24 protein-coding genes are annotated in these 26,992 nt (G+C 25.6%); 14 read left to right on the plus strand and 10 right to left on the minus strand.

The window, feature by feature from the left end:
• Positions 1 to 94: 94 nt before the first annotated feature.
• Positions 95 to 340, plus strand: a complete 246-nt coding sequence (locus tag IC758_RS09485; protein WP_227435977.1) for a hypothetical protein — start codon at positions 95 to 97, stop codon at positions 338 to 340.
• A gap of 105 nt (positions 341 to 445) precedes the next feature.
• The gene (locus IC758_RS09490) at positions 446 to 709 is read left to right on the plus strand and encodes a DUF1883 domain-containing protein (RefSeq protein WP_227435979.1); all 264 of its coding nucleotides are present in this window, start codon (positions 446 to 448) and stop codon (positions 707 to 709) included.
• A gap of 283 nt (positions 710 to 992) precedes the next feature.
• On the opposite strand, the gene IC758_RS09495 is transcribed toward IC758_RS09490, so the two are convergent.
• Positions 993 to 1,940, minus strand: a complete 948-nt coding sequence (locus IC758_RS09495) for a 4Fe-4S dicluster domain-containing protein (protein WP_227483132.1) — start codon at positions 1,938 to 1,940, stop codon at positions 993 to 995.
• Positions 1,941 to 1,942: 2 nt separating this feature from the next.
• A complete protein-coding gene (locus tag IC758_RS09500) occupies positions 1,943 to 3,574 on the minus strand; it encodes an FAD-dependent oxidoreductase (protein WP_227483131.1) in 1,632 nt (543 codons plus the stop codon).
• A gap of 127 nt (positions 3,575 to 3,701) precedes the next feature.
• Here IC758_RS09500 and IC758_RS09505 point away from each other — a divergent pair, with 127 nt between their 5' ends.
• Positions 3,702 to 4,607 carry a LysR family transcriptional regulator gene (locus IC758_RS09505; protein WP_227435985.1) on the plus strand — a complete coding sequence of 302 codons (906 nt, stop codon included), beginning with the start codon at positions 3,702 to 3,704 and terminating at the stop codon, positions 4,605 to 4,607.
• 131 nt (positions 4,608 to 4,738) lie between these two features.
• Here the strand turns inward: IC758_RS09505 and IC758_RS09510 are convergent, their stop codons facing one another.
• Together IC758_RS09510 and IC758_RS21225 are read right to left on the minus strand one after the other, a co-directional pair.
• Entirely contained in the window at positions 4,739 to 5,059 is a 321-nt protein-coding gene (locus tag IC758_RS09510) for a LysR family transcriptional regulator substrate-binding protein (RefSeq protein WP_413927322.1), read from the minus strand.
• Entirely contained in the window at positions 5,016 to 5,135 is a 120-nt protein-coding gene (locus tag IC758_RS21225; RefSeq protein ID WP_227483130.1) for a helix-turn-helix domain-containing protein, read from the minus strand. The genes IC758_RS09510 and IC758_RS21225 overlap by 44 nt, the downstream gene beginning before the upstream one ends.
• Before the next feature lie 1,204 nt (positions 5,136 to 6,339).
• Here IC758_RS21225 and IC758_RS09520 point away from each other — a divergent pair.
• Complete coding sequence (locus IC758_RS09520; protein WP_227435987.1) at positions 6,340 to 6,648, plus strand: DUF1835 domain-containing protein; 309 nt, start codon at positions 6,340 to 6,342, stop codon at positions 6,646 to 6,648.
• 430 nt (positions 6,649 to 7,078) lie between these two features.
• Positions 7,079 to 7,645 (plus strand): hypothetical protein, encoded by a 567-nt coding sequence (locus IC758_RS09525; protein ID WP_227435989.1) that lies wholly within the window; start codon positions 7,079 to 7,081, stop codon positions 7,643 to 7,645.
• A gap of 51 nt (positions 7,646 to 7,696) precedes the next feature.
• On the opposite strand, the gene IC758_RS09530 is transcribed toward IC758_RS09525, so the two are convergent.
• The 4 genes from IC758_RS09530 to IC758_RS09545 form a co-directional block, all read right to left on the minus strand.
• Positions 7,697 to 8,014 (minus strand): hypothetical protein, encoded by a 318-nt coding sequence (locus tag IC758_RS09530; RefSeq protein ID WP_227435991.1) that lies wholly within the window; start codon positions 8,012 to 8,014, stop codon positions 7,697 to 7,699.
• A gap of 804 nt (positions 8,015 to 8,818) precedes the next feature.
• Positions 8,819 to 9,400: a TerD family protein gene (locus IC758_RS09535; RefSeq protein WP_227435993.1), complete on the minus strand. Its 582-nt coding sequence runs from the start codon at positions 9,398 to 9,400 to the stop codon at positions 8,819 to 8,821.
• A gap of 41 nt (positions 9,401 to 9,441) precedes the next feature.
• Positions 9,442 to 10,008 carry a TerD family protein gene (locus IC758_RS09540; RefSeq protein WP_227435995.1) on the minus strand — a complete coding sequence of 189 codons (567 nt, stop codon included), beginning with the start codon at positions 10,006 to 10,008 and terminating at the stop codon, positions 9,442 to 9,444.
• Positions 10,009 to 10,518: 510 nt separating this feature from the next.
• Positions 10,519 to 11,379 carry a YitT family protein gene (locus IC758_RS09545; protein WP_227483129.1) on the minus strand — a complete coding sequence of 287 codons (861 nt, stop codon included), beginning with the start codon at positions 11,377 to 11,379 and terminating at the stop codon, positions 10,519 to 10,521.
• 148 nt (positions 11,380 to 11,527) lie between these two features.
• On the opposite strand from IC758_RS09545, the gene IC758_RS09550 reads away from it, so the two are divergent.
• The 3 genes from IC758_RS09550 to IC758_RS09560 all read left to right on the plus strand — a co-directional run bounded on the left by IC758_RS09550 (position 11,528) and on the right by IC758_RS09560 (position 15,348).
• Positions 11,528 to 12,418, plus strand: coding sequence for an MBL fold metallo-hydrolase (locus IC758_RS09550; RefSeq protein WP_227435999.1), 891 nt, complete (start codon positions 11,528 to 11,530; stop codon positions 12,416 to 12,418).
• Positions 12,419 to 12,669: 251 nt separating this feature from the next.
• Positions 12,670 to 13,353 carry a methyltransferase family protein gene (locus IC758_RS09555; protein ID WP_227483128.1) on the plus strand — a complete coding sequence of 228 codons (684 nt, stop codon included), beginning with the start codon at positions 12,670 to 12,672 and terminating at the stop codon, positions 13,351 to 13,353.
• 249 nt (positions 13,354 to 13,602) lie between these two features.
• Entirely contained in the window at positions 13,603 to 15,348 is a 1,746-nt protein-coding gene (locus tag IC758_RS09560; RefSeq protein WP_227823860.1) for a cell wall-binding repeat-containing protein, read from the plus strand.
• Between the two features lie 87 nt (positions 15,349 to 15,435).
• Here the strand turns inward: IC758_RS09560 and IC758_RS09565 are convergent, their stop codons facing one another.
• Positions 15,436 to 16,038, minus strand: a complete 603-nt coding sequence (locus IC758_RS09565) for a flavodoxin family protein (protein WP_227483126.1) — start codon at positions 16,036 to 16,038, stop codon at positions 15,436 to 15,438.
• A gap of 677 nt (positions 16,039 to 16,715) precedes the next feature.
• Between IC758_RS09565 and IC758_RS09570 the strand changes: the two genes are divergently transcribed.
• A complete protein-coding gene (locus IC758_RS09570; protein WP_227860927.1) occupies positions 16,716 to 17,927 on the plus strand; it encodes a diaminopimelate decarboxylase family protein in 1,212 nt (403 codons plus the stop codon).
• 653 nt (positions 17,928 to 18,580) lie between these two features.
• Complete coding sequence (locus tag IC758_RS09575) at positions 18,581 to 20,980, plus strand: cell wall-binding repeat-containing protein (RefSeq protein ID WP_227860928.1); 2,400 nt, start codon at positions 18,581 to 18,583, stop codon at positions 20,978 to 20,980.
• An 866-nt stretch (positions 20,981 to 21,846) separates the two neighbouring features.
• On the opposite strand, the gene IC758_RS09580 is transcribed toward IC758_RS09575, so the two are convergent.
• Positions 21,847 to 22,320, minus strand: a complete 474-nt coding sequence (locus IC758_RS09580) for a DUF2798 domain-containing protein (protein ID WP_227436019.1) — start codon at positions 22,318 to 22,320, stop codon at positions 21,847 to 21,849.
• Positions 22,321 to 22,954: 634 nt separating this feature from the next.
• On the opposite strand from IC758_RS09580, the gene IC758_RS09585 reads away from it, so the two are divergent.
• From IC758_RS09585 to IC758_RS09600, 4 genes are all read left to right on the plus strand, one after another.
• Positions 22,955 to 23,332, plus strand: coding sequence for a BlaI/MecI/CopY family transcriptional regulator (locus tag IC758_RS09585; protein WP_227860929.1), 378 nt, complete (start codon positions 22,955 to 22,957; stop codon positions 23,330 to 23,332).
• Positions 23,333 to 23,862: 530 nt separating this feature from the next.
• Positions 23,863 to 24,531 (plus strand): histidine kinase, encoded by a 669-nt coding sequence (locus IC758_RS09590; RefSeq protein WP_227834353.1) that lies wholly within the window; start codon positions 23,863 to 23,865, stop codon positions 24,529 to 24,531.
• A gap of 1,129 nt (positions 24,532 to 25,660) precedes the next feature.
• Complete coding sequence (locus tag IC758_RS09595) at positions 25,661 to 26,002, plus strand: LytTR family transcriptional regulator DNA-binding domain-containing protein (RefSeq protein WP_227436024.1); 342 nt, start codon at positions 25,661 to 25,663, stop codon at positions 26,000 to 26,002.
• A gap of 383 nt (positions 26,003 to 26,385) precedes the next feature.
• On the plus strand, positions 26,386 to 26,805 hold the full coding sequence (locus IC758_RS09600; RefSeq protein ID WP_227483122.1) for a DUF1653 domain-containing protein: 420 nt from the start codon (positions 26,386 to 26,388) through the stop codon (positions 26,803 to 26,805).
• The last annotated feature ends 187 nt before the right edge of the window (positions 26,806 to 26,992 follow it).

The following is a 26,992-nucleotide window of genomic DNA, read 5'->3' on the forward strand; positions in this document are numbered from 1 at the left end:
AAAATAAAGAAAAAATAGAAATTTCCTATAAAATACATAGATTATGACATAATATGGTATAATTAGTAAAAATATAGAGATTGGAGGAATTAATTTGTTTATAGAGGAAGAATTAGAAGGATATATAATAAAATGTAAAATATCTGAAGACTTTAAAGATAGACCTGAATATAGTGATGAAGAATTTTATGTTACAATCTATAAAGATGAAAGTTCTGACTCTGGGTATTATGCTTTGTTAGAAAATAAGGATGAAAAAGTAACATGGGATGGAAAAGTTGTTGCTAATAATATTTTAAATAGACTTTGGGTTGTAGTAGATAAGGTTAGAGCTGGTTAATCATGTAATTATATAGTATTTATGATATTTTAAATAAATTTTCAGATATAGAGGACTAATATGTAATAAATAAGAAAAGTTATTCAATTGTGGAGGGTTAATTAAATGGAATATAGTTATAGTAAGATGCATCTGCAAAAAGGGGATATTGTAGAAGTAAACTTGGAGAAACAAGCTAATGTGATATTATTAGATCATATAAATTATGTTAAATTTAAAAATCAAAGAAACTATGATTATTATGGTGGATTTGCTAAGAAAACTCTATGTAGAATGAAAGTTCCTAATACAGGAACTTGGTATTTGGTTGTAAATGAAAATGGAAATAGTGGTATAGTAAACTTTTCAATTAATACAATTCAAAATTAATTTAATACTAAAAGGCTTGGATTAATATCTAGGTCTTTTTATTGTATCATGGTTTATATATAAAATTATCTTAATAAATATTAAAAAGAGTGTTGATATATAATTAGAATAAAATAAGTATACAGTTTTGATAAAGAAAGGATTTATAAAGATGCATTAAAAATTTATCTTTATAAATCCTTTGTGTCTATATCTATCTGGCATATGATTACTATATTATTTTTATATAGATTATTTATATACGCTAAATATACTCTTAAAATTTAAATTAAAAATACTCTTATTAACACTGAGCTCCACCTTTAAGATGTAAAGGAGCATCAAGTATAGCTTGCTTTCTTTCCAATACAGAATCTGATAAAAGCATTTCTATAAATTTATCAACACCAATTCGATCAATCGTAATTCCAAAGCGTTCACCTGTTTTACCTTGTTCTCTAAATAAAAGAAGAGTTTTTTCAATTAAAGTCATAAGTTCTTCTTTTGAAAATAGTTTATCAATTTGTGTTCCAGGGCGAACAGATTTGCCCCATTTTCCTCCTATGTATATTTTGTAGCCAGATTCTTTTTCTTCAATACTATCAAAATTACAACTTTCTATACATTTACCACAGTTATTGCACAAATTATTATCTATTTCAAGCTTTCCTTTATTTGTTAATTTAGCGGCTTTGACAGGACAGACTTCCATAACAGAACATTTTTTGCATCCAACACATATTTCAGGGTCATAATCAGGTACACGTTGACCAACAATTCCAAGGTCATTTAAGTCAGGTTTAATACAATTATTAGGGCATCCACCAACACCGATTTTAAATTTATGAGGTAACTTTACATCGTACCATCCTTTATAAAATTCTTGATGAATTTCAGCAGCTAGTGCTTGTGTATCAATCAATCCATGAACACAAACAGTTCCCTTACATGCTACAACAGGACGAACTCTTGAACCTGTTCCACCTGTGATTAAATTTTCACTGGCAATGAATTCACTTAAAGCTTCAATATCTTCAAATTTTACACCAGGTAATTCTACTGTTAATCTAGTAGTAAATGCTACTTGACCATTTCCAAATTTTTCAGCAGCCTCAGCAATCTTTTTCGTTTGTGAGGTATTGATTACTCCATTTACAGTTATTATACGTGCAGCAAAATGTTCTCCATCTCTACTTGGTAAAAAGCCTCTACCTTTTAATTCCTTTTTTTGTTCTGTTGTAATCTTATTCATAATTAATCCTCCATTGCTTTAAGATTTGGATAAAATAGTATTCCACCTTCAAGGACTTTTGTATTTGTATAACCAAATCGTCTTAAACGATTTTGAGCCATGTAGCTGTTTTTACCTTTTGCACATAGAAGAAGAATCTTTTCATCTTTAGAAAGACCTTCAATTTCTCCATTAATTTCACCAACAGGTAAATAACGTAGGTTAGGAATAGAAGGGGCTTTTGAAACATCAAGTTTAGTCCAGCTATCAAAATCTTCAATTTCATCAAGTAAAACACTATCGAGTTCTCCATCAAGTTTATTTTGTAACACGTTTACTGCCACTACAAAAGGATGAATAGCTGTTGAGAAAGGTGGTGCATATGCAAGGTCCATACTTTCTAATGAATAAAGGTCTGCTCCCAAAGTTATTGCAGTGGCAGCTATATCTACTATCTTATCAGTTGCACCAGGGCCCATAACTTGAACACCTAATAACTTTCTAGTATGTTTTTCAGCAACCATTCTTATTATAAAATTAGATGCATCAGGATAATAGTGAGCCTTATCATCAGTAGCTATAGTAACAGAACAAACATCATAACCTTCTTTTTTAGCTGACTCTTTACTTAAACCTGTTTTTCCTACATTAAGTTCTGGCAATTTGACTACAGTTGTTCCAAGAACTCCTTTATAAGTTTTAGATTTTCCAGCTATATTTTGAGCACAAATTCTACCTTCATGATTTGCAGATGAACCCATAGGTGACCATGTAGGTTTATTTGTCAAAGCATTTTTTACACAAGCACAATCTCCAACTACATATATATTTTCATCAGCTGTAAGCATAAATTCATCAGCTATAAGTGTTTTGTTTGGAGCAAATTCTAAATCTGTATCATTTAAAAAGGCTGTATTAGGATGAATTCCAACTGACATAACCACTAAATCTGTTTTAATAACTCTATTTTTGGTACGAAGTTTTTCTACTTTATTTTCACCTTCAATTCCTATAACTTGGTCGCCTGTGAAAATCATAATACCTTTATCAGCTAGGTGATTTTCAACATATTCAGCGAAATCGGTATCAAATCCAGGCATAACATGTTCGGCCATGTCAATAACACTTACACGTATACCCATAGCAGAAAGATTTTCAGCAATTTCAAGACCAATAAAGCCTCCACCAATGACAACAGCTCTCTTGACTCCATTTTCGACAGTATCTCTTAATGCTATTGCATCATTTGGAGTACGCATGAAGAATACTCCAGATAAATCGATTCCAGGTATTGGTGGTTTTATTGGGTCTGCTCCTGTGGCAATTACAAGTTTATCATAACTAATAGTTTCTTCTTCTCCTGTTGAAATTCTTTTCAAAACTACTTGTTTTGATTTTCTATCAATAGATGTAACTTCAACTCCACATCGAACTTCTGCTCCTGTTAGTTTAGAAAAGCTCTCAGGTGTATTTACAATTAAAGATGATTTATCTTCAATAACCTTACCAACATAATATGGTAAGCCACAGCCTGCATAAGAAATATGTTCGCCTTTATTGAGGATTGTAACAGAACAATTGTCACCCATTTCACGTTTTATTTTTGCAGCAGTTTTTGTTCCAGCAGCAACTCCACCTATAATTAATACTTTCACAATATCACACTCCAATCCTTTTTATAACTCTATGCTAAAATTATAGTTCTTGACAATGTATTTGTAAAATACTAAAATGTTAATAAAATCATAAGTATTTACTAATATTTGGTAAGGTCGTGATAATATGACTATTCGTAGCCTTGAGATATTTGTAAGGGTTGCTGAATGTGGCAAAATGAGTGAAGTTGCAAGAAATATGTATATTACACAGTCGTCAGTTAGTCAAGCTATTTCGGAAATAGAAAGAGAGTATGGAGTTAAATTATTTGATAGAATTTCAAAAAAACTATACCTAACTGAAGCAGGAAAAAAGCTTCTAGGATATGGAAAGCATCTTTTATCTATAAATGAAGAGATGATTGATTGTATGAAACATTGTGCTAAAAATATTAGAATAAGAGTTGGAGCAACAGTAACTGTTGGTACTTGTGTGATAAGCCCAATAATATTAGAGTTATATAAAAGAAACCCTTTAGTGGAACCTGAAGTGTTTGTTGAAGATACAAGTCTAATTGTAAAAAAATTACTTAATAGTGAATTAGATATTGCAATTGTAGAAGGAAAGATTAATCATCCAGATATTGTGATAAAAAGCATTATTAAGGACCACCTTGTACTTGTATGTTCCAATAAGCATAAATTTTACAATCGAGATTCAGTAAAAGTTTCAGAACTTTCAAACCAGCCATTAATTATGCGTGAACTGGGAAGTGGAACAAGAGCGCAATTAGAAAATCAATTGAAAGAATTAAAAATACCAATGAATATTAGATGGTCATGTTATAACTCTGAAGCTATTCTAAGAGCAGTTACAGATAATTTTGGTATTGCTGTTATATCTGAACTTCTTGTTGAAGATTACGTAAAGAAAAATCTTTTATGGTCTTGTGATATTGAAGGCATTGACTTATGCAGGACATTTGATATTGCATATCATAAAAATAAGTTTTTTACTGAGAATATAGCATCATTTTTTGATATTTCAGTAGAGTTTGGGAAAAAAGAAATGAGAAAAAAGATTAGGAGGTAGCAACTAAGTATAGTTGTTACCTTCTTTTTCATATCTAAAGTATATTCATAACTACAAAGTTTTGAATTTAGAAGTTGAGTGGTTATTATGTCATATTTATTGTTTTACTATTTTTAATTTGCAGCAACTAACTAAATAAATAACTGCATAAGAGGGCTAATCCATTTATTTTTGTGATGTGCACAGACAGCTGTGATAGTTTTACTACTTAAATCTGTTTTAATTTCACATAAATCTCCTGATTTAATTTCACTTTCTATTGTAAATGTGGGGAGATAAGATATACCCATATCATTTTTTACTAAATTTTTAATTGTTGGTATACTCCAAAGTTCAATTGTATGGTCTAAAGTAATATCCTTTTCTCGTAAATATGTCTCAAATATCTGTCTAAAAATGCAGTTTTTCTCATCTATTATAAATGGTATTTTTAATTGTTGATTGTGTGTAATTCAGTTTGTCTGCCGTTTTTGAAAAGCTACCTTCTTCAACAATAGTCTTAAAAGTTTGCAGATATTTAAGATACATGTTTTCCTCCTAGATAGTTAAATAATTTTAAAGTATAACTTTAAATATTTAATTTAAAGAATTATAATATAAAAGAATTGTAATTACAAGTGTTGAGAGAAATTTTATTATATTTTTTACCTTCTAAAAATAAGAAACTTAATTGTTAAGATATTTGTGAGGTTTGTGTATCCAAAATAATAATATTATTGCAAATAGAGGACTAAACCAAAATGCTAGTAAAGTGTAAAGACTAGTATTTAAAGTATTTTTAGTCGAAACTCTATTACAAGCGATTAATAGTATTATAGACAAAATATGAGCAATAATTTCTAATATGTTTGAACTAAAGTCTTTAAAAAAGACTAAAAAAGAAAAAATATAAGAGATACTCATACATATAAAAAAACAATAATTCAGTATTTTAAATTTTAATAGTTGTTTTTTATTATCATTGATTGTCATAAGTATTCCTAAAATTATAGACAGAATGATAAATGTGTTTGATTCTTGCAAATAAGAAAAGACAGTCATAAATTTATTCTCCTAATATTAACTATAAATTGTAAAAAAATAATCTAAATACCTAATAATTGAATAACCAATGAAATATGTAAATAAATAAAAAAGAAACTTTTTAAATCCATTTAATTTGAAACTTTTTTCTATCTTTTGACAAATGGAATTTATCAGAATGAAAACAAAAATCGCAATTAAAAAAGTTATTAAATACTTTAACATAGGATAATAGTCCATAAATAATTACCTCATAAATTAGTATAACTCTAGAGTAATATGAGTTGTTAATAATAGCAATCAATTTTGCAGAACTGTAAATAAATTGAAATAAATTATTCAAAAGGAAAAGGAGATATGGATTATGGATGAAAATTTAAGTAAAGAAATCAAAATGCTATGAACTATAGAAGTAGAAAAAATAAGATTATTAAATAATTCAGTTATCAATAGTAAGATTATTAATATGTTATATCTCAAAATAAAGGAATTTGAATTACCCATTTTTTCATGAAAAGCTTGAAAATGAGACTATTTAGAAACTATCCTGAGATTTTTTATTGATAATTATGTAAGATAATAATATTGTGGAAATGAAGAATTTTACTATCAAAACTAAATATATACTAGGCTAGAATTAAGAGATTACTCTAGCTTATTGAACTGACTAGGCAGGGTGTGAGGATGCTGTTATTTATTAAAAGAAGCAATGAAGTTAAAGTTAATACCACATAATAAAATTGTATCATTTGAAGATAATTTATCAATAGGTAATATTTCAGATGTAAATAATCAGGAATTAAGAGAAAATAATCCTAAATTATTATTTAACCTAAATTTACTAGAAGATAGAAAATTAGTAAAACATAGAGATATAATAATATGGTATGCAAATAATCCAAGATTTTTCTCTAAAGTCTCAAAGAAATGTTCTGATTTATGTTTAGGTTGTTGTGAAATATTTAGAACTTACATAAAAGATGATACCAATAAGAAGTGGTGTAAAGGTAAAAAATAGATTAAGTCAAAAGGTCATCTTGATAGATGGTCTTTTTTATATAATAAATTAAAAGAAGATGTTAGGGGGATTAAGTTTTTGAACTTATGAAACGAGCAACAAAACTTAATAGGAATTAGCTTTATTCCTTATTGTATGGTATAATATAAAATAGAGATAAGGAAGTGGTTAGTATAGGAATATTAAAAAATGCTGAATTAGTTAGAAAGATAGCACAGAGAATTGCTAGAGAAAAGGGAATAAGAGAGCAAGAGGCATGAAATGATGCTGTTACAGAGTATAAACAAAAACATAGATACTTAGTCTAGAGAATCATCTTGATAGATGGTCTTTTTTTATATAAGAAGTTTGTGTAATAAATTAAAAGTAAATGTAAAAAATATTATACAACTATAATAAGATAAAGTAATGTTTTTAAGGAGAAAAAGATATGCTCAATCAGTTTAATGAATTTCTTGGTAATTATGTAAATATAATTTCTGTAATTGCATCATTTGCAGCAATAGCAGCCTTAATTATATCAATTATGGCTTTTATGGAATCTAATAAACAAGCCAAATTGATATTAAAATATAGAAGAAATAATGAGAATAATATGGCGGGTGATTATTATGAGAATGGTAATGGATATATTAGACTTGATTCAAATAAGTTAGATGATAAAGCTAATATTTATGCTGAAATTCATAGTAATAACTTAGTTGATTTTGTAATAGAAAATAAAAGTACTATTGTTGCAAAAAGCCCCATATTAAGTTTGAAATTTATTAATATGGAAGTAGATATTGGAGAAAATAACAATTTTGAACAGATAAATAAAGAACTTAGATGGCACCCAAAAGATAATACTACAATTCATAAAGGAATAAATTTTAGAATAGAACAATTTAATTTTAAAAATTGTATTATGCTTAAAAAAGAAGCTTATATAGAAGTAGTATTATCAGCTGATAACATGGAAACAAAAGAATTTAGGATACCAATAAAGGCGTATTAAAGAACTCAATAACAGGAGTTCTTTTTTTAATTTAATTAATCTTAGTGGTTCTTATAGAGTTATATATTTCTTCCTAACTAAATAATAAGATACTAGTGTTATAATAGATACTAATATCACTGATATTATTGCAGTATCAAATTTTTTTATTAATAAACCCATTATTATGTATTCTAAACTTATTAAATAGTTAAAAAATAGTTCTAGTTTAATAGCTTTTTCTCTGTCTATATTTCCATATTTCAATTCTAACTTATCTAAATATTTTTTCTTGCAATAATTAGCTTTACCTTTAATTAAGTATCTTATTGTAGTTCCTATTGAGAATATTACTCCTATACTTAAAAGTGTATTGTTCCAAAAATCCATATATCATTATCTCCTTTATAATATACTCTATTAATGCTTTCTGTTTTGTCTTAAATATAAAAATATTATACGTATTAGAGTACCTATAAGCACTCCAGCAAGTAAAAAAATAAATAGTCTAATTGTATAAAAGCTTATTTCTTTTTTAGAAATAAATTCATAAGATATACATATTAACGCACCAATACAAAACCCTAGTATAGTACGAAAAGAATTCTTTAAAATATCTTTCATAAATAATCACCAACTCATATTATATTTACTTTTCTTAATCAAAGTATATCAGTAACATAAGTATAAAGAGTGTCTAAAATATTACAAATATTAACAAAGCACATAAAACTATAGTATAAATTGTAATAAAATGAATGAAAATTATCATCCTAAAACATAAGATATTTTATGGTGGTATTAGAATGAGAGAAAATTGAGTTGTATTTGTTTGGCTTAGCCGAACAATGCACACAGTAGATTATTTATATTTTCCAATATATGAAAGGTAGGCAATATGGAAACAAACCAATACAATAGACCACTATAACAATTACAATAGGGATAGTTGGCTTGTATTAAAGTATGGTTCAGTGAGTTTCTAACTACAATGCATTATATTGAGAAGCATATAATATTCAGGAAATAAGATATATATTTATTATTATCTTTCAAAACTATAGGAGAAAGAATAATTTAAGGGCGATAAAATGGAAGCATTAGAAGAATGAATAAAAAGTCAGCAAGAATAAGAGGAGTAGATTGAAAGGTAGCACTTAAAATAGTAGCTACCTTTTTATTTTAAACTACTTATTAACCTATATTAACACCAAAATTTCCACATAATCCTGCAAGCCCATCTTCAAAACCAGAACCTAAGGCATTGAATTTCCATTCTTCATTATGTTTATATAACTCTGCAACCACTATTGCTGTTTCTATACTAAAATCTTCACCTAACTCATATTTGATAAGCTCTTCACTAGTTTCTTCATTATAAATTCTTATATATGAATTTTCAACTTGTCCAAAGTTTTGTCTTCTTGTAACAGCTTCATTTATAGTAACAGTGAATGATATCTTTGCAATGTTTTGTGGTATTTTAGATAAGTCAACGCTTATTTGCTCATCATCACCATCTCCAACTCCTGTTCTATTATCTCCCATGTATTCAACTGCTCCAGAAGCATGTTTTAAATTATTGTAGAATATGAAATCCCCATCATTTGTTACCTTACCATCAGCTCCAGTTAAAAATGCAGAAGCATCTAAATCAAAATCAAAACCACCATCATATTTATTAGTATCCCATCCTAATCCTACCATTACTTTCTTAAGACCTGGGTTAGTTTTTGTTAAACTTACTTTTTGTCCTTTTGCTAAAGTTATACCCATTTAAAACAACTCCTTTTATAATTTTTTTGTTATAGTTAGTATTAACGATATATATCAGTTAATTCATGAAGCTCTTCATTTTGACCAATTCCTAGGGCATTAAATTTCCATTCGTTATTTCTACGATAAATTTCGCCAGCCAAAACGGTTACTTTACCAGAAAAGTCTTCTTGAAGGTTATATTTAAATAATTCTTGTCTAGAATTTGAATCAACTAGCCTTATAAAAGAATTATTCATCTGGCCAAAATCTTGATTTCTTTTTTTAGCTCTGTATATAGAAACTCCAAAAACTATTTTATGTACATATTCAGGTATATCACATAAATTGACATTTATTTGTTCATCGTCTCCTTCACCTCTTCCAGTTAAGTTATCACCAGTATGTATGATAGATTTAGAAGGATGTTTAAGGTGTCCAAAATAAACTAAATCTTTTGATGATTTCATTTTATCTTCACTAGTTAATGCTATTGCAAATGCATCTAAATCATAGTTTTTTTTACCTAATTTGTTCATATCCCATCCTAATCCTACAATTAAATTTTTTACAGGATTAGCATCTTTTACTAAACTTACTCTTTGTCCTTTTTGTAAATTAACACTCATTTTAAGTTCTCCTTTTAATATTTTTAGTTTTATTGACAGTGTTAAATATAATCATCATATTATTTTTATTATATACATATTTAGAGCAATTTGGCTATATTTATGAATCATTTTTATATAAATATCTTATAATCTATAAATATAGGTCTTGTGTAATTTTAAAACACTTTATAGTTAGTAATTACATAGGTGTTTAAGTTTATATTTGCTTTAATTGTTAAAAAAATCAATAAATGATATAATGGAGAATAATAATTATAAAAACTTCTAGTTTGCAGATAAGATTATATGCATAGGAATTTATACAAAGTTGGGAGATAATTATAATGTAATTATAGATATTAAACTAATAAATAATGTGAACTTAGAATAATGAGATAAATCTTAAAATAAATCTAAGTAGTGTATTTTTTGACTGTTTATTGTATGAAAAACAGCAAGCACAATTTTCAAATATAAAAATATAAGTTTTTTATATTTGAAATTTATGCTTGCTGTTTGTTTTTGTGATTATTCTATTTTTTTAAATCCATTTCCTAAAGCTTCATGTATATCTGTAATTATTATAAACGCATTAGGGTCGACACTTTTCACTAATTTTTTTAGTTCGACAACTTCTTTTTTTTCAACTACAACTAAAAGCACATTTTTATTTTCTCCAGTATAAGCACCTTCACCTTTTAGAATAGTTGCGCCTCTATCTAAATCTTCCATTATTCTTCTACTTATATCTTTTGACAGGTCAGATATAATAGTAAATGATTTTGAATAATTAAATCCTTCAATAAGTAAGTCACTAATCTTTACTAAAATGTATAGTGCCACAGTTGAATAAAGTGCAATCTCAACTTGCTTATTTACTATTCCCGATAGTACTACTACAACACAGTCAACAATACCCATCAAAACAGGAATACTAAGTGTAGGGAAATATTTATTCAATAGGAGTGCCATCAAATCGGTTCCACCTGTAGAGCCATTTATTCTAAAAATAAGGCCTTGACCAACTCCCATTAAAATAGAACCAGATATAATTGCAAGATACATATCATTTGTAATATCTAGTGTAGTCATATTTGCAGTAACTTTAAGTGCTATAGTAAGAAAAATTATTCCTAAGACTGTTTTAAAACAATCTTTCTTTGAAAGTATTCTGTAAGCAAATATGAATAGAGGTATATTTAAAAGTAAATTGACAATCCAAAGTTGTACACCAAATAATGAATTTAAAACAACTCCAAGACCTGTTATACCACCAGCAGCAATTGCATGTGGATTAAAAAACATGTTAAGAGAAATTGCCATTAATATACAGCCTACAATTAATATTAAAATTTCTGAAAAAGTTATTCTATCTTTTTTCAATAACATCACTCCTTATATATAGATTATAATATATATTATATAGTTTTTCCAATTTTTAATAAAAAAAATAAAAACATATTATAAAAATAATTTGATTGGAATTTTCTGAAAATTAATGCTATAATTAAAAATAAATTTAAAGGGAGGTTATAAAATGGCTAAACTGACTTTAGAGAAGATAAAAGGAAATACATATTATATTCCACTTCCTACAATAGTAGGTGTATATGTAGATGGAAATAATGCAATTTTAATTGACAGTGGAAATAACAAAGATACTGCTAGACAAATTCTTAGACTATTAGAGGAGCATAATTTAAATCCTAAATTAATAATAAACACTCATTCAAATGCAGACCATATAGGAGGGAATGCATATTTGAAAAATCAAACAAAATGTAAGATTGCTACAACTAAAATAGAAGGATACTTTACAGAAAATCCAATATTAGAATCGGCATTTTTGTATGGAGGGTATCCAAGTAAAGCACTAAAAAATAAATTTTTATTAGCAAAAGAGAGTGAAGTTGATTATATTATACCTTCAAATGGAAAAATTTTAGATACAGAACTTGAAGCGATTTCTCTTCCTGGTCATTATTTTGAAATGATTGGTGTTAGAACTCCAGATAATGTTTTGTTTGTTGCAGACAGTCTTACACCAGAAAATATAATTAGTAAATATCATTTCTTCTTTTTGTTAGATATAGATTCACAATTTAAAACGTTAGAAAAAATGAAAACTCTTAATGCAGATTTTTTTGTTCCAAGTCACTCTGTCAAGACTACAAGTATACAAGATTTAATTGATGTAAATAAAGACAAGATGGAAGAAATAATATCTAATATTAAAAAGGTTTGCTGTGAACCAATTATGATTGATGAAGTCATTGAAAAAATGTGTGATGTGTACAATGTTAAATTAGATGCTAATCAATACGTTCTAGTTGGTAGTACAATACGTTCTTATATAACATATTTATATGAACATAATATGGTTGAGTATGTATTTGATGGTGGCAAGATGATGATAAAAGCTGTATAAATATTGAAAAATATCAAACTATGCAATAAAAATATTTTAATATAAGTATATTCTAAAAAATGGGATAGAAATAAAATTTGCTACCAAATTGCCACAATAACAAACAATGGTAGCAAATAATTTTATAATATATTTAAAAGTCTAAGGAACTTAATTTTTTATTAACTTATAATTGTTTTCTATATTTATCTTAATTTATCTTACATATAGTTTATTGCTTTTATAGAAAAAAGCTGTGCTGGAGGTTTTAAATGCAAGAAAAAATAAAATCTTTATACATTTTAGCAAGTGTATCTGTTATTGCTTTTATATTAGTTTTAGCATGCTTAATTTTTGGTTTAACTGGTACAATTGATTTTTGGCAAGGATGGATATTTCTGACTGCCTTTTGTATTCCAACTTGTATAATTACAATTTACCTGATGATTAATGACCCAGTATTACTTGAACGTCGCATCAAATCAAAGGAAACACGTCCACAACAAATACTTGGTCAAAGTATCGCTGGATTTCTTTTCTTATTTGGATTGCTAGGAGTACCAGCTCTAGACAACCGCTTTGCTTGGTCTAGTATTCCAATTATTTTGACAATAATATCAGATGTACTTATTTTAATTGGATTTATAATTGTATTCTTTGTTTTTCGCTACAATTCTTTTACATCAAAAGTTATAGTTGTTATGAGTAATCAAAAAGTAATTACTGATGGACCATATTCAGTTGTGCGACACCCTATGTATCTAGGTGCTATATTAATTATACTTTTTACACCTCTAGCACTGAATTCATGGTGGGGAATGATTGCTGTAATTCCTTTATGCATAATAGTTGTGTTTCGTATATTAGATGAAGAAAAGTTGCTTAGTGCTGAACTTGATGGGTATAAAGAATATTGTCAAAAAACAAAATATCGTATTATACCTTATATTTGGTAGAGTGCAAATTTTTAGTTTATTAATCGGATTAAATAACTTTGGTAAAAAGTCGAACATTTTAAGCTGTATTTCTATTTATTAATTAATAGTCAAGTAATTAATAAATAGAAATACAGCTTTTTTATATTAAATAATTTTAGGTGAATAGATATTTAATTATAAAATTATGCTATAATTTGTAAGTAAAGAGGTAAATTTATAAAAATTAAAAAAATAATTAATTATAATAAGGGGGAAATATTAGGAATTATGAATAAAAAGTTCAAAAAATTCAGTAAAAAAATAGGTATATCAACTTTGGCTTTGACTCTAATTCTTTTTAATAGTTTAACTGCAAGTGCACAAATCAAAGAAGATTCTATAATAGGAACTGATAGATATGAAACAGCAGGGCTTATAGCAGATAGGCAGACTTATGACACTGTAATATTGGTTAATGGAGATAAAAATTTATCTGATGGACTTTCATCAAGTGGACTAGCTGGGGCTATTAACGCGCCAATACTTTTGACTAAAAAGGATGAAATACCAAAGGCCACTTCAAATAGACTAGATAACAAGAATTTGAACGTTGTAAAAAAAGTGTACATAATTGGTGGTTATAATACTATTGAAAGTTCCGTGGAAAAAGATATAAAAAGAAAAGGTATTGAAGTAGAAAGGATAAGTGGAAATAATAGAATTGAAACTAGTTACAATGTAGCAAAAAAAATAAATGAAGTTAGTAAGGTAAAAGATGTCATGTTGACAAATGGGTTTGTAGGAGAGGCTGATGCTATGAGCATAGCACCTGTAGCTGCAAAAAACAAAGGAGCTATAATACTTACAGATGGTAAATCAATTCCATTTAAGATTGAAGGATTAAATATTTATGCTATAGGTGGCAAATCTGCAATAAATGAGGATTTGGTAAGGGAGACTAATGCAACTAGAGTTGGTGGAAATGATAGATTTGAAACCAATAAAAAAGTAATAGAAAAGTTTTATAATGAATCAACTGACTTTTACATAACAAGAGGATATCAATTAGTAGATGCATTAACACTATCTCCTCTAGCAAAAGAAAAGCCAATTGTTTTAGTTGCTGATGGAAGTAATAAAAGTATTTTAAAAGGAGCTAAAAGTATAACAAAAGTTGGAGGAATTGATGCCAATATATATAAACAATGTTTAGATATGGTGGAATATAATAATATGAATATAACTCCAAATATTGTAAAACACTTAACTTCAATTGAAGGAAATGAAGTTTCTGAAGTATATATAGAAACTGATAATTTAGGTGTAGTTGTTGAAAAGACGAATACTGATAAATTTGAGTTTGATTATGTAAGTGTAACTAATGAAAAAAATTGTACTTTTTCTGTGAATGAAGAGACTGCTTCTAATAATGGAAAAAATGGAAAGTTGGTTGTAAGTGCTAAGAAAACAATAGAGAAGAAAGATGGTCCCTTGCAAGATATGAATGGCGATAATATGATAAATGCAAATAAAGATAAGAGAGTAAATGTAATAAAGATTGGAATTCCAGATAAAGTGTATTCTAATTTTAAAGTAGATGTTGAACGAGGCTCAGTAGAACTTTATAATATTAAGGGGGGAGCTACAGTTGATGTCAATGATGGAATTGCGAAAGTTATCGACAAAAGTGTAACATATCCTTTTAATATAAATACTAATAGTGGGATTTCAGGTGTAACAGCCGAAACTATATCATCTGAGATAAAGTTTAGAGGAAACAATGGAATTGTAAATGTAACAGCTACAAATATAAGTGGCAATATAAGTTTGTTTGGAAAGGACAGCAAAGATACCTTTGATGGCATATTCAAATTAAACTTGAAAAAAGAACCATCAAATTTACACTTGAAGTTGATTGGAAATGGTCTGAATAAATTACCAGAAGGTTGGTCTAAAGATTATATCTTAGGAAATGGACAACCAATTGTCGAAGTTAAAAACAGTGGCATAAATAATATATCAATTGGAGAATAAAAACATATAAAAATAGAGCTTATATAATTTTAAAATTATTATAAGCTCTATTTATATTACCAATACTTTCCATGTAGCATTATGTACTTAACAGTTATCTGCTTTAAATGAATTCTCTAAAATATCATAAATTTGTTTTGCAAATTGACGAGAATGTTCTTCTTTTTCTGTATCCATAAAATTAGGCTTACCTAAATCACGTTCAACAAGCATTCCTATATATTTTAACTGTGAATGTTTGCAATAACGCTTTATACCATCTTCCCAGATATCAGCTCCTTTTTCAGGTCTATATCCACAAGTTGTAATAAGTGCTACTGATTTTCCTGACCATAGTGCTGGTCCTTTTTCATCACCATAGTATTTATTCATACCATATACCAATCTATCGAGCAATGCTTTCATTGGAGAAGTGCAATACCAAGAATAAATTGGAGTTGCAAGAATAATTAAATCACACATAAGAACCTTTTTGAAAATTTTATGAACATCATCTTGACGACAACATCCAAAAGAAGATAAATTTTCTTGACATTTTTTACAGGCAATACAAGGTTCTATTTGATAATCATACAACCATAACATTTCAAGATTTGCATTATAGTTTTCTAGTTCTTCTATAAATGGTTCTAAAATAGAAGCAGTATTACCATTTTTCTTAGGGCTTCCCATAAGAATACATACTTTCATATTAACACCTCCATATTATTTTAAAATAATGTTTAATGATATAGTAATATTTAAATTTTATAAAAACTTTTTAAATATATATTCTATAAAATGAGTTTCATTTCATTTAGTAGTTTAAAACCAACAGCCTAAAGAAGTGATTTTAGAAAACTAGCAATATTAGTAACTATGTAGAATGCTAATAAAATTAAAATCATCCATGTAAAAATATGATTTTTGTATGGATATATCTTATTAATTCTTTTTCCAATACGTACCAGTAAAATATACATTAAAAAATATGCTAAAAAGACCATTAAAAATTTCATATATAACCTCACAATTTTAAAGTTTCATATAAATTTAGGATACTACGAGAATACATTAACAACAATACACTTTTTTAATCTGTAATAAAGTTGAAATAAATCATTCAAAAAATTAGGCAAAAACAATTAAGATTGGATATAAAATATATTCAATATAATAATTTTAAGTTATATTTTTTTATTAGATAGATGAATTTATGGCATAAAAACTTATAAATATTACTATTGAATGTTTACTATATAAAATACTTGAAATGCATACTTTAAGCATATGTATATAGTTAACTATACCAATCTATAGTAAAATATATTATAAACAGTATAGGAACTTAATTAATAAAATCATCTATAACTTTGGAGGTATAAAATATGTATTTAAATCAAGAATATAGTTTTATAAAAGAACATGCACCATGTTATATATATGATGAGATTAATATAATCGAAAGGTGTATGGAGTTAAAAAATAGTATTTTAGGTTTTGATTTTTTATATTCCATCAAAATAAATCCATATAATAAAATTGTAAAAAGCATTGCTAAACAAGGGTTTGGAACAGATGCAGCATCCATGAAAGAAGTATTGATTTCAAAAGAATGTGGAGTGGATAGAGATAATATTTACTATTCTGCACCAGGAAAGCTAGAAGAGGAGCTAGAAGCTGTTTTAGATAAGTGTATAATTATTGCAGATAGTATAACAGAAATAGAACTTATAAATAAAATATCAGAAAAACAAAATAAAAAAATTAAAATAGGCATAAGAATAAATCCTGCTTTTACTATGGATGATGATAGCTCTATATCAAGCAAGTTTGGTATTGATATAGAAGATATAGATAATGTTTTTAAAATACTAAATCTTTGTAACTATATATCTGTGGTTGGAATTCATATACATATTAAATCTCAAGTGTTAGATTTTGAAAAGTTAGGATGTTATTATGAAAAATGTTTTCTCATAGCACTAAATTTAAATAAAAGTGAACATATAAATATTGAATTTATAAATTTTGGTAGTGGTATTGGAGTAGTATATGACAATCTTAAAGAAAGTCCAGTTAATCTTAAAAAGCTTTCAATATTAACTGAAAAGATTGTTTCTACTAATGCAAATACATTAAAGGCTAGACTCTTTATTGAATCAGGTCGTTTTGTAGTTTGCACATCAGGTAATTACTATACTAAAATTGTCGATATTAAGGTATCAAGAGGGATAAAGTATCTTGTTGTAAGAAATGGTCTTAATGGATTTATGAGACCTATTATTTCTAATTTAATTGAGAAAGTAACTTGTGGTGTAGAATTAGAAGGGCAAGAACCATTATATACATCAAATCATGCATTTTATTTTTCAGTATTAAGTAGTTCAGAAGAAGAAGAATATGTAACAATAGTTGGAAATCTTTGTACATCATTAGATGTGTTAGCTAATAATGTTAAATTAAAAAAGGCAGTTATAGGAGATGTGATTTCAATTAATAATGCAGGTAGTTACTCATATTCTCTATCTCCAGTAATGTTTTCAAGCTATGAATTTCCTAAACAATACTATAGAAGAAAAGATGAATGGATTGATTAGTTAGGATCTAAATATATATAATAAATATGATTTTAAGTTTATAATGACTTTTTTAATTATTTAATAACTTTTAAAATTGATTTAAAGTATGCATCATTTGCTTAAAAATTATAAAATTTAATACTAAAGCTATAAGTATAAGGTATATAGGGATTAGTAATAACTCTTTATACTTTATTTATTTTAAGGAGTTACTATTTCAATAATAGTTTATTGTGGAGAAGATAAACTATTAGCAAAGATAATAGAATTATATTATAAAAGATTAAAGGAAAGCCATGTGGTAGTAATTGTAAAAGATTATAAACCATATCAAACAGAAAATATGTATGTTATGGGGGAGGAATTTGGAACAAAATTCAAAGAAACAAGTAAGGCTATATGAGAAAAATTCACTTCAATATATGATGATGACCTATAGTCAACAATGTACAAAGCAGAAACTTTGTAAAAGAAAAATACAGGTTAATGTCCTTGTCTTAATATCCTATATGTTTTTTAATAAATTTATTGTACTAAATTTTTATAAACAAAAATATTCTTTTATTTTATTTCAATATAGATATTATATTTAAGGTGACCTTGATGTTTATTTAAGGCTATAAATATGATACTATTTAGATAATACTATTATTAATATATGGGGGTATATTATGAGTTTTAAGAAATATGTAAAATCATTATTAATAGTTTCTAGTCTAATATTGATAATGAGTAAAGCTGGTTTTGTAGCAAATGCATTAGATTTAGGTATTGATAGTGATATTCAATATAATAATAGAAAGAATATGAATGAATTAGATATAACAAGTAGTTTTCCAGATGATTCTTTTAGAAGAGATATTGTAGAAATGGTATTGGAAAACAGAAACGATCCAACAACAAATGAAATTGCATCAAAAGATAATTACAAGATATATAAAAGCGATTTAAATAAAATTGAGAATTGTTTAGAATTAAATTTACATAAAAATCCAGATGTTCCTAATCCAAAAAAAATAGATAACTTAGATGGAATAGAAAATTTTAAAAGTCTAGAAAAACTTGATTGTAGTTCAAACAATTTAGAAAATATAGATTTAAGTGAAAATATAAAATTAAAGTATATAGACATTAGTGGAAATAAGATATTAAATATAGATTTAAAAAATAATAGTCTTATTAATGAATTAAATTGTGATGCAAATAAATTAACCAGTTTAGACCTTAAAAATAATAAAAACTTGGTAAGTTTATTTTTTACGAGTAATGAATTAACAGAAATAAATTTAAGTAATAATAAAAATTTAGAAAGTTTGCAATTTCTTAATAACAATTTAAAAAGTATAGATTTAAGCCATAATCCAAAATTACAATCTTTAAATTGTACTAACAATAAACTTGAATCTCTCAACTTAAGTAATAATGTTATTTTAAAAAATTTAAGCTGTTCAGGTAATAATCTAAGAGAATTAAACATAAAAGGGCTTGTAAATCTTGAGTACTTAGGGTGTGCTAAGAATAAATTACAAGATTTAAATGTGTCTACAAATATAAATTTACGTTCTTTACTTTGTGGTAATAATAGTTTAACTAAAATAGATATCAGTAAAAATAAAGAATTAAATTCACTAGAGTGTAGTAGCCAATATATAGAAAAAAGTATTATAAAAATAGGTGAAAACATAGTTGTGGACATAGGAAAAGAAAATTTAAAATTAAAAGAATTATATCCACGAAATTATGACACATCAACTGGTCTTTTAACATGGAAGAATGCTTCTGATTTTCCAAGTAATGTAAATTATAGTTTGCAATATAAGTATGGTCCAGTAGATGACACACAATATATGGACGTAAATATATCAGTAGATAAATTAGTAAAATGTAGAATTAGATATATAGATTATGATGGGAGTATAATTAATGAAAAAGAGATATTAGACAATTCAAGTATGAATGAAATTCAAGCTAATCCTCAAAGAGAAAACTATGAATTCAGTGGTTGGAGAAATAACAAAGATGAAAAAGTATATACATCAGAACAGGTAAGTAGATTAGTTTTTAATGATAGTATTGACTTTATAGCAACTTATAAAAAAGAATCAACGGGCTCAAGTGGTTCTTCTGGTGGAACTTCAAGTAAAGAGGACTTTAATACAATACTATCTAAGGAAAAAATAACAGGTACAGATAGAAATGATACCTCTGTGAAGATAAGCCAAAAAGGTTGGAGAAAAGCTGATAATATAGTATTAATAAATGATTCTAGTATATCAGATGCTTTATCAGCAACACCATTTGCTAAGTCAAAAGATGCACCAATACTACTTACTCAAAATAATAACTTAAATAAGTTAACAGAAAAAGAAATAAATAGATTAGAAGTAAAAAATGTGTATATAGTAGGTGGATTAAAGTCTGTAGGTGAAAAAGTAGTATCTGATTTAAAGACAAAGGGATTAAATGTAATTAGGATATCTGGAAATGATAGATACGAAACATCAATAAAACTTGCAAAAGAATTAGATAAAAACTCCAAGTTGTCAAAAGTGGTAGTGGTTAATGGAGAAAAAGGACTAGCTGATGCAGTAAGCATGGGAGCTATATCAGCAAAAGAGGAAATGCCAATTCTTCTTACCAATCAAAATGATGATATGAAAGATATAAAAGACTTAATAGCTAATAAACACATATCAAAGTCATATGTAATAGGTGGAGAATCTTTATTTAATACTAAAGAAGTGAGTAATACATTACCATCTGTAACTAAAATAGCGGGTTCTGATAGAACAGAAACTAATTCAAAAGTAATAAATCATTTCTATAGCAAAGAGATACTTAATGACTTATATGTAGCTAAGAATGGAATGAATAAACAAGATGATTTAGTAGATGCTTTATCAGTAGGAGTACTTGCAGGTAAAACTGAATCTCCAGTAGTCTTAGTTGGAAGTGGATTAGATAATAGTCAAAAAGAGTTAATTAAGAATAAGAAATTTAAAAATATAACTCAAATTGGTGGGAATGGAAATGAGAAAGCTTTTGAGGAAATAGAAAAAATAGTTAAGTAGATTAGAGGGTAGCAACTATAATTAGTTGTTACCTTCTGTTTTGTTTTTACTATAAATTCAATACCTTTTATTCTATATTCATCAAATCAAAATAGGCATATACTATTGCTTGAACACATACCTGTTTGCTTATAAAAACTTATTATTTTCTTTTACATATAATTATATACAAAGTTTGTTTTTCCATTTGAGTCATCTATTTTGTAATCCCTCATGTTGTTCAGAATTATTGAAAGTACCTATTAAAACATTCATAAAAGTATTTAATTTGATCATACAACATCCTCCTATATTATTGATTAACTAGTACTGATCGATTATGATAAGTATACTTTATTTTTAGAAGGGTGGAAGTATAGAAGTACTGGAAATCTACTATACAATAAAATCTTCACTTGATTATACAAAGTAAAAAATACATTGGAATGAGTGACCTTGAAGAGAATGTGAAAAATAAGAAATATTACTAGAACAATTATTAAGAACAGAAATTATATTAATAAATTATCTATAAAATAATATCTTTTGATGGTTAAAAAAGAGATAAATGTAAATTTTATAAAATGTTAGCAAAAGAAATATCAAAAATTTGAAATAAAAAGATTTATAAAGAACATACATAAAATTTAACTTAAGATTTTAATTTCAGTTTTAATAAATAGAAAAGATGAAAAATTAGATGTAAATAAATTAAATGAATTTGAATAGTATTTCATAAATCTAAAATACGATTAAGAATAAATTTGCTGGCAAAATAAATTTGGTAATAAATTTATTTTGCCATTAATTAAAAATTATTGTATAGTGTAGTAGTTTGCTTTAGGATAAACATACTTATAGTATAAAGTTTTATGTAGTTTTGTGAATTATAAACAGTCTACAATTGTTCCTTCAGGAAATAATCTCCTAAAAACAAATCTCACTAAAGGGCCTGCAATTAGTAGTTGCAACGGCAATGCAATGATAAAGTTGTTGAGTATATTAACAGCCCATACAAATAAGGTTGTGCTAGAGAAACCAACTGATTCAATGGCTCCAAATAAAGACATACATATAACCATCCCACATACCATACAACTTGATATAACAATGGCCTTTGCAATTTGTTTACTTTGTGGATTTACAATGCAAAATGCAATTTTTTTAGCAATTTTAGAAACAATAAACCAATCAAAAATCATACCTACTACATAGGCTAGCGGAAACCCCATCCAAGCATTTTTTACAGTTTCTGATGAAAGACCTTCATGTAAAGAGATATTATAGATACTCATAAAAAATACCATAAAAGCACACATAAGCACTGTGAATATCAAACTTTCTTTTTTATTTTGTGGCATACTTATTTACCTCCCAATTTAATTTATTTATATTAGGATTATACATTAAGAAAAATTTTAGTGTAAGTAATTTTTTTATTTAATTGAAAATTATTTTGATATAATGAAAAATTAAATTTAAATATAGGATATGATTTTAAGAGGATAAGTAATTAGAATAGTTATTATAAATTAAGTTACAGTTTATGAAAATTACTATTTTATATTGTCTAAAATAAGATAGAATAAATCAAAGATTTAAAAAAAACTTTAACTTAAAAATAGACATATTATTGAAATCTAAATTAATCTTAAGAAGAATATTCCAAAAAATTAAATACAAATACACTTTTAGTTTTTTGAAATTATTTCTCTACAAAAATAGGAAATATAAACATGTCTATGATATATATGGTCTCTAATATATGAATCAATAAGAAAATTTAAATTTTTATTTCTTTGATAATCTATATCTTATTTATGTACTTAAATTTATTATGTAGAATAATCATTACTTATGTAATTTGTTATAGAATTATAGCAAGAAATAAATTATGGAAAAAATTGGAAAATATTATTATCGACAAAATCTTTGACTTAAAAACTATATTGCGATAGTATTAATTTAATAAAAGTTTGAGAGGGGCGTAAGGCTATGACAATTTCAAAAATACCACAAGCAGAGTTAAAAGTTATGAAGTTTATTTGGGAGAAAAATGATACAGTAACATCAAAAGAAACTATTGAAGCTATGGAACAAAAATATGGATGGAAACAAACAACAACATTGACACTTTTATCAAGACTTGTTAAAAAGCATTTCTTGAATGCAGAAAAAATAGATAGATATACTCATTATACGATAGTTGTTGGTCACAAAGAATATTTGAATGTTGAGACAAAAGATTTTTTAAGTAATATACATGATAATTCTTTACAAAGTTTACTTTTAGCATTACATGAAGATGAAGTGATTGACAAAGATGCATTAGATTTATTTGAAAATCATTTTAAAAATTTAAAGGATGAATAAATATATGTATTTATATGTTTAAGTTTTTAATAGATAGATATATACAAAAATCTATATTGGTATTATTTAATAAGTTACCAACTATTTATAAATTGATGATTAATAGGCGTAAATTCAATAAAATACCTATTAATAATTAAAGTAAGTGGTATCAAGTTAAATGATACCACCTATTTTAGTTCTCCATGCTTTTAGCTTTAAAAATAATTTTTTAATTCATTACTTTTCCTTAATTCAAGCCGTTATTTTATTTAATCATATCAAACTTCCTTAATTGTTTCTAATTGTTCTTAGAGTCAACTTATATTTTTGAGCATAATTAAAATAAAATGAGGAAATAATTTTTATATTTTCTAATTGTAATGTTAACAATTTAGTGGTTAATATTTCGTTAGTTGATTTTATACTATTATTAAAATCATTAAGTGATAATATCAAATTTAAGTGCCATTTTATGTTATAATTAGTATGTATTTTTAATGGTATATTTTATTGTGAAGATATAAATTAATTATTTTTGGGGAGTTATTATGTTAGACACGTTTATAACAATTGTTTCTTCTATTATAGAGATATGGGCATGCAAGAAAGTTTTTGATTATACAAGTAAAGTAAAAACTAATTTAATGAAACTAAATATATCTTTCTTATTTTCTATTTTTCTTATTATCGGTTCTTTTTATATAAATGTAGGAGCTAATGATAGAATATGGATATGTATTCTTATAACTTTTATTTTTTATAAGTCTAATTATAAGGTCAATATATATAAATGTTTAGTGGTTTTGTTTTTTTATTGGATGGTGTTAATAGGTATAAATGCATTGAGTATGCTATTAGTAGTTTCAATGAACAATTTAGATAATATGAATATTTTACTTAGTGGAAATTTATACAGGTATGAAGCTATCTTTTTTGGAAAATTGATTTTAATTATATTATTATACATTTATAAAATTTCTTGTACTAATTTTAAAATTAGTAAAAAAGAATTGTATATATGTGTTCCAATGATAGCAAATTTATTATCATTTTTTATACTTTACGATTATATTATTAATCTTATAAAGATTTCTCCTGAAAGAAGAGTTGTCTTTCTAGTAATAGTTTTACTATTGATATTATCCAATATCTCAATATTTGCATTAATATGTATAATTCTTAAAATTAAAGATAAAAAAGATAATATAATAAATTAATTAATACATATAAAAATAGCTTAGTATATATTTCTAATTGATATATTATAGCTTATTTGTCTTAAAAGATTGAAAATTGAATTATCTGGTAAAGTAGATAAAGTTGATTATGCTAAGACTTTCTAAAATGAGCGTATTAGTGATATAAGTAAGATTACATAAATGTATTCTCAAGTTGTATGGTAGAAGAACTGATAATATTTAAAAAATTATCAAGTTTTAGTTTATAGAGCAGTTTATTTTAACATATAGACTGTTTTTTTATGTCTATAACTATACCATGTAACATTTGTAAAATTACTTATAGATTTTTTAATAACTTCAAGAAATGCCTATTTTGTAAGGAGAGATATTAGTAAATATAAAAAAATGTAATATTAACATCCTAGCTATGTATCAACCAAAATCACTTTTATGCGTTTTTTATATCTAGACATATGTGTAACAACTATATTGCAACACATGTACTCAAGTGAAAAACACTCTGAACAGACTCCAGTTACTCTGCAAGGTGTTTTACGTTTTCCATTTGCTTCTAGTTCAGAACAAGCAAATGTTCGAATTCTTTCAACAGAAATTAAAAAAATTTACAAATATGAACTTCATTGTTTTTTTGAAAAAATGAAATGTATGTGTAAAATATATGGGAACACTTTTATCAAGTTTTTATAGTAAAAAGATTATATTATTAAATTTGCTTAGATATAACTTGAGGGAGTAACAGAATATCAAAAAAGAAATACATAAATATACATATATATTTATAATATGTCTATTGAGATTTTAATTGATAATTAAGAAGTATAAAATTATTTTAACAAATTCATAATTAAATCTTAATTTTTTAAATTATACATATAAAAGTCAATATTTACTTTTATATGTATAATTTTACACGATTTTATTGAAAAGTTATTTTATTAAAGAAATATGTATTTATAATTACTGATGTTATTTATAATAAGCTATTTTAACTTTAAAAATTAATGTTAAAAAAAGAGTCTGTAGGTCAGTATCAAAAATAACTTTATAAATATCTCAAATAGACTAATCTTACATATATTTCCGATAGATTATATTGATAAAAAACACTAAAATTAAATTAATAAGAATACTTGGAGGGATGGTAATGAAAGAGGAATGTTTTATTAATATTGAATACGAAGATAAACGTTTTTCAATTAACATTAAAGAAATTTTGTACATAGAAAAGCAAGAGTATGAATCAAAAATTTATACAGAAAATGGAACTTATTATATTGGAGAAAATTCTTCTAGTGTAAGAAAACTACTGAAAGAAGAAAATTTTTTCAAATGCAGTAACAGTTATATTGTAAATTTAGATAAGTGTGAATTTTATCTCAGCAATAATTGTATTTTTGTAGGAAATAATTTTATAAGAGTTTTAGGTTTAGATAGAAAAAAGAAATTAGAAAAGAAGTTAGAAAAATTATATGATTATAAATATTAACTTTGAGAGGCTGTATTTTATACAGCCTCTTTATTTATTTTATTGTATTATTAATAAACTTTAAATTATGATAAAATATAAGACAAGTATTGCTTTTAATAAATAAAATATAGGATAAGTTTTATATAACTACATGATTTTATATAACTACATAATAAGAAAAGTAGAATATATTTATATAAATAAAAATTAAATTCATAAACAACTAAATATATTATATGATGTGTAAAAATATTAGACAAATTATAATATATAATTTGAATATTAAAAATTGCTGTATTTTGAAAAAGTTTAAATAACTTAGTTTGTAAATTTATTTTAAAATAAAAAATAATAAGATAAAGCATATTTTTTAAAAAATACATATAGGAGAGGATAGTAAAATGGATAAACCAAAAAATAGTCTAAACATTGATGAAAGAAAATTAAAATGTCCTTGTATTTATAAGCATTTTAAAGGAAAATATTATGCTACAATGGGATTGAGCAAAGCCATTGATAATAATGATATAGAAAAAATCTGTGAAACATACAATGAAAAAGGTTCAACTAAAAACAAAATTAGGTATAAGCTAGATGTTAAGCATACTGAGCTAGATGAAAATATTTATATATATATAGACATGAATGGAAGTTTTTATCATAAAAAAGAAAAAGATAATAATAATTTGGTTTTATATAAAACTCTATATGATGATACAGGGATATTTGCAAGGCCATTAGATATGTTTTTATCAAAAGTAGATAGAGATAGGTATTTTAATCCAATTCAAGAATATAGATTTGAAGAATTTTATAAATAAAATATGATGATTGTTTTTTATAAGTTGAGAAAAAACCTGTTATTATATAATAAATTGTGGTAAATATAAATAGTATGAGCTAAGAAGGATATATTAGATTAAGTTATAAAATAGAAACATAGTAAACTATTATATGGTATAATTAAAGTTTGAGAAGTGACAATTTATATTTAATAAAAAATAGACA

Origin of the sequence: Clostridioides sp. ES-W-0016-02 (assembly GCF_020641035.1) — a bacterium.
GTDB lineage: Bacteria > Bacillota > Clostridia > Peptostreptococcales > Peptostreptococcaceae > Clostridioides.

Bases quoted from the DNA above. Each gene is read 5' to 3' on its own strand.
- IC758_RS09540 (WP_227435995.1), bottom strand. From the start codon at position 10,008: ATGAGTGTTAATTTACAAAAAGGACAAAGAGTAAGTTTAGTAAAAGAT.
- IC758_RS09550 (WP_227435999.1), top strand. From the start codon at position 11,528: ATGGCTAAACTGACTTTAGAGAAGATAAAAGGAAATACATATTATATT.
- IC758_RS09570 (WP_227860927.1), top strand. From the start codon at position 16,716: ATGTATTTAAATCAAGAATATAGTTTTATAAAAGAACATGCACCATGT.
- IC758_RS09490 (WP_227435979.1), top strand. From the start codon at position 446: ATGGAATATAGTTATAGTAAGATGCATCTGCAAAAAGGGGATATTGTA.
- IC758_RS09530 (WP_227435991.1), bottom strand. From the start codon at position 8,014: ATGGATTTTTGGAACAATACACTTTTAAGTATAGGAGTAATATTCTCA.
- IC758_RS09580 (WP_227436019.1), bottom strand. From the start codon at position 22,320: ATGCCACAAAATAAAAAAGAAAGTTTGATATTCACAGTGCTTATGTGT.
- IC758_RS09505 (WP_227435985.1), top strand. From the start codon at position 3,702: ATGACTATTCGTAGCCTTGAGATATTTGTAAGGGTTGCTGAATGTGGC.
- IC758_RS09595 (WP_227436024.1), top strand. From the start codon at position 25,661: ATGAAAGAGGAATGTTTTATTAATATTGAATACGAAGATAAACGTTTT.
- IC758_RS09520 (WP_227435987.1), top strand. From the start codon at position 6,340: ATGAAGTTAAAGTTAATACCACATAATAAAATTGTATCATTTGAAGAT.
- IC758_RS09585 (WP_227860929.1), top strand. From the start codon at position 22,955: ATGACAATTTCAAAAATACCACAAGCAGAGTTAAAAGTTATGAAGTTT.
- IC758_RS09555 (WP_227483128.1), top strand. From the start codon at position 12,670: ATGCAAGAAAAAATAAAATCTTTATACATTTTAGCAAGTGTATCTGTT.
- IC758_RS09590 (WP_227834353.1), top strand. From the start codon at position 23,863: ATGTTAGACACGTTTATAACAATTGTTTCTTCTATTATAGAGATATGG.
- IC758_RS09545 (WP_227483129.1), bottom strand. From the start codon at position 11,379: ATGTTATTGAAAAAAGATAGAATAACTTTTTCAGAAATTTTAATATTA.
- IC758_RS09525 (WP_227435989.1), top strand. From the start codon at position 7,079: ATGCTCAATCAGTTTAATGAATTTCTTGGTAATTATGTAAATATAATT.
- IC758_RS09575 (WP_227860928.1), top strand. From the start codon at position 18,581: ATGAGTTTTAAGAAATATGTAAAATCATTATTAATAGTTTCTAGTCTA.
- IC758_RS09600 (WP_227483122.1), top strand. From the start codon at position 26,386: ATGGATAAACCAAAAAATAGTCTAAACATTGATGAAAGAAAATTAAAA.
- IC758_RS21225 (WP_227483130.1), bottom strand. From the start codon at position 5,135: ATGTATCTTAAATATCTGCAAACTTTTAAGACTATTGTTGAAGAAGGT.
- IC758_RS09565 (WP_227483126.1), bottom strand. From the start codon at position 16,038: ATGAAAGTATGTATTCTTATGGGAAGCCCTAAGAAAAATGGTAATACT.
- IC758_RS09495 (WP_227483132.1), bottom strand. From the start codon at position 1,940: ATGAATAAGATTACAACAGAACAAAAAAAGGAATTAAAAGGTAGAGGC.
- IC758_RS09535 (WP_227435993.1), bottom strand. From the start codon at position 9,400: ATGGGTATAACTTTAGCAAAAGGACAAAAAGTAAGTTTAACAAAAACT.
- IC758_RS09560 (WP_227823860.1), top strand. From the start codon at position 13,603: ATGAATAAAAAGTTCAAAAAATTCAGTAAAAAAATAGGTATATCAACT.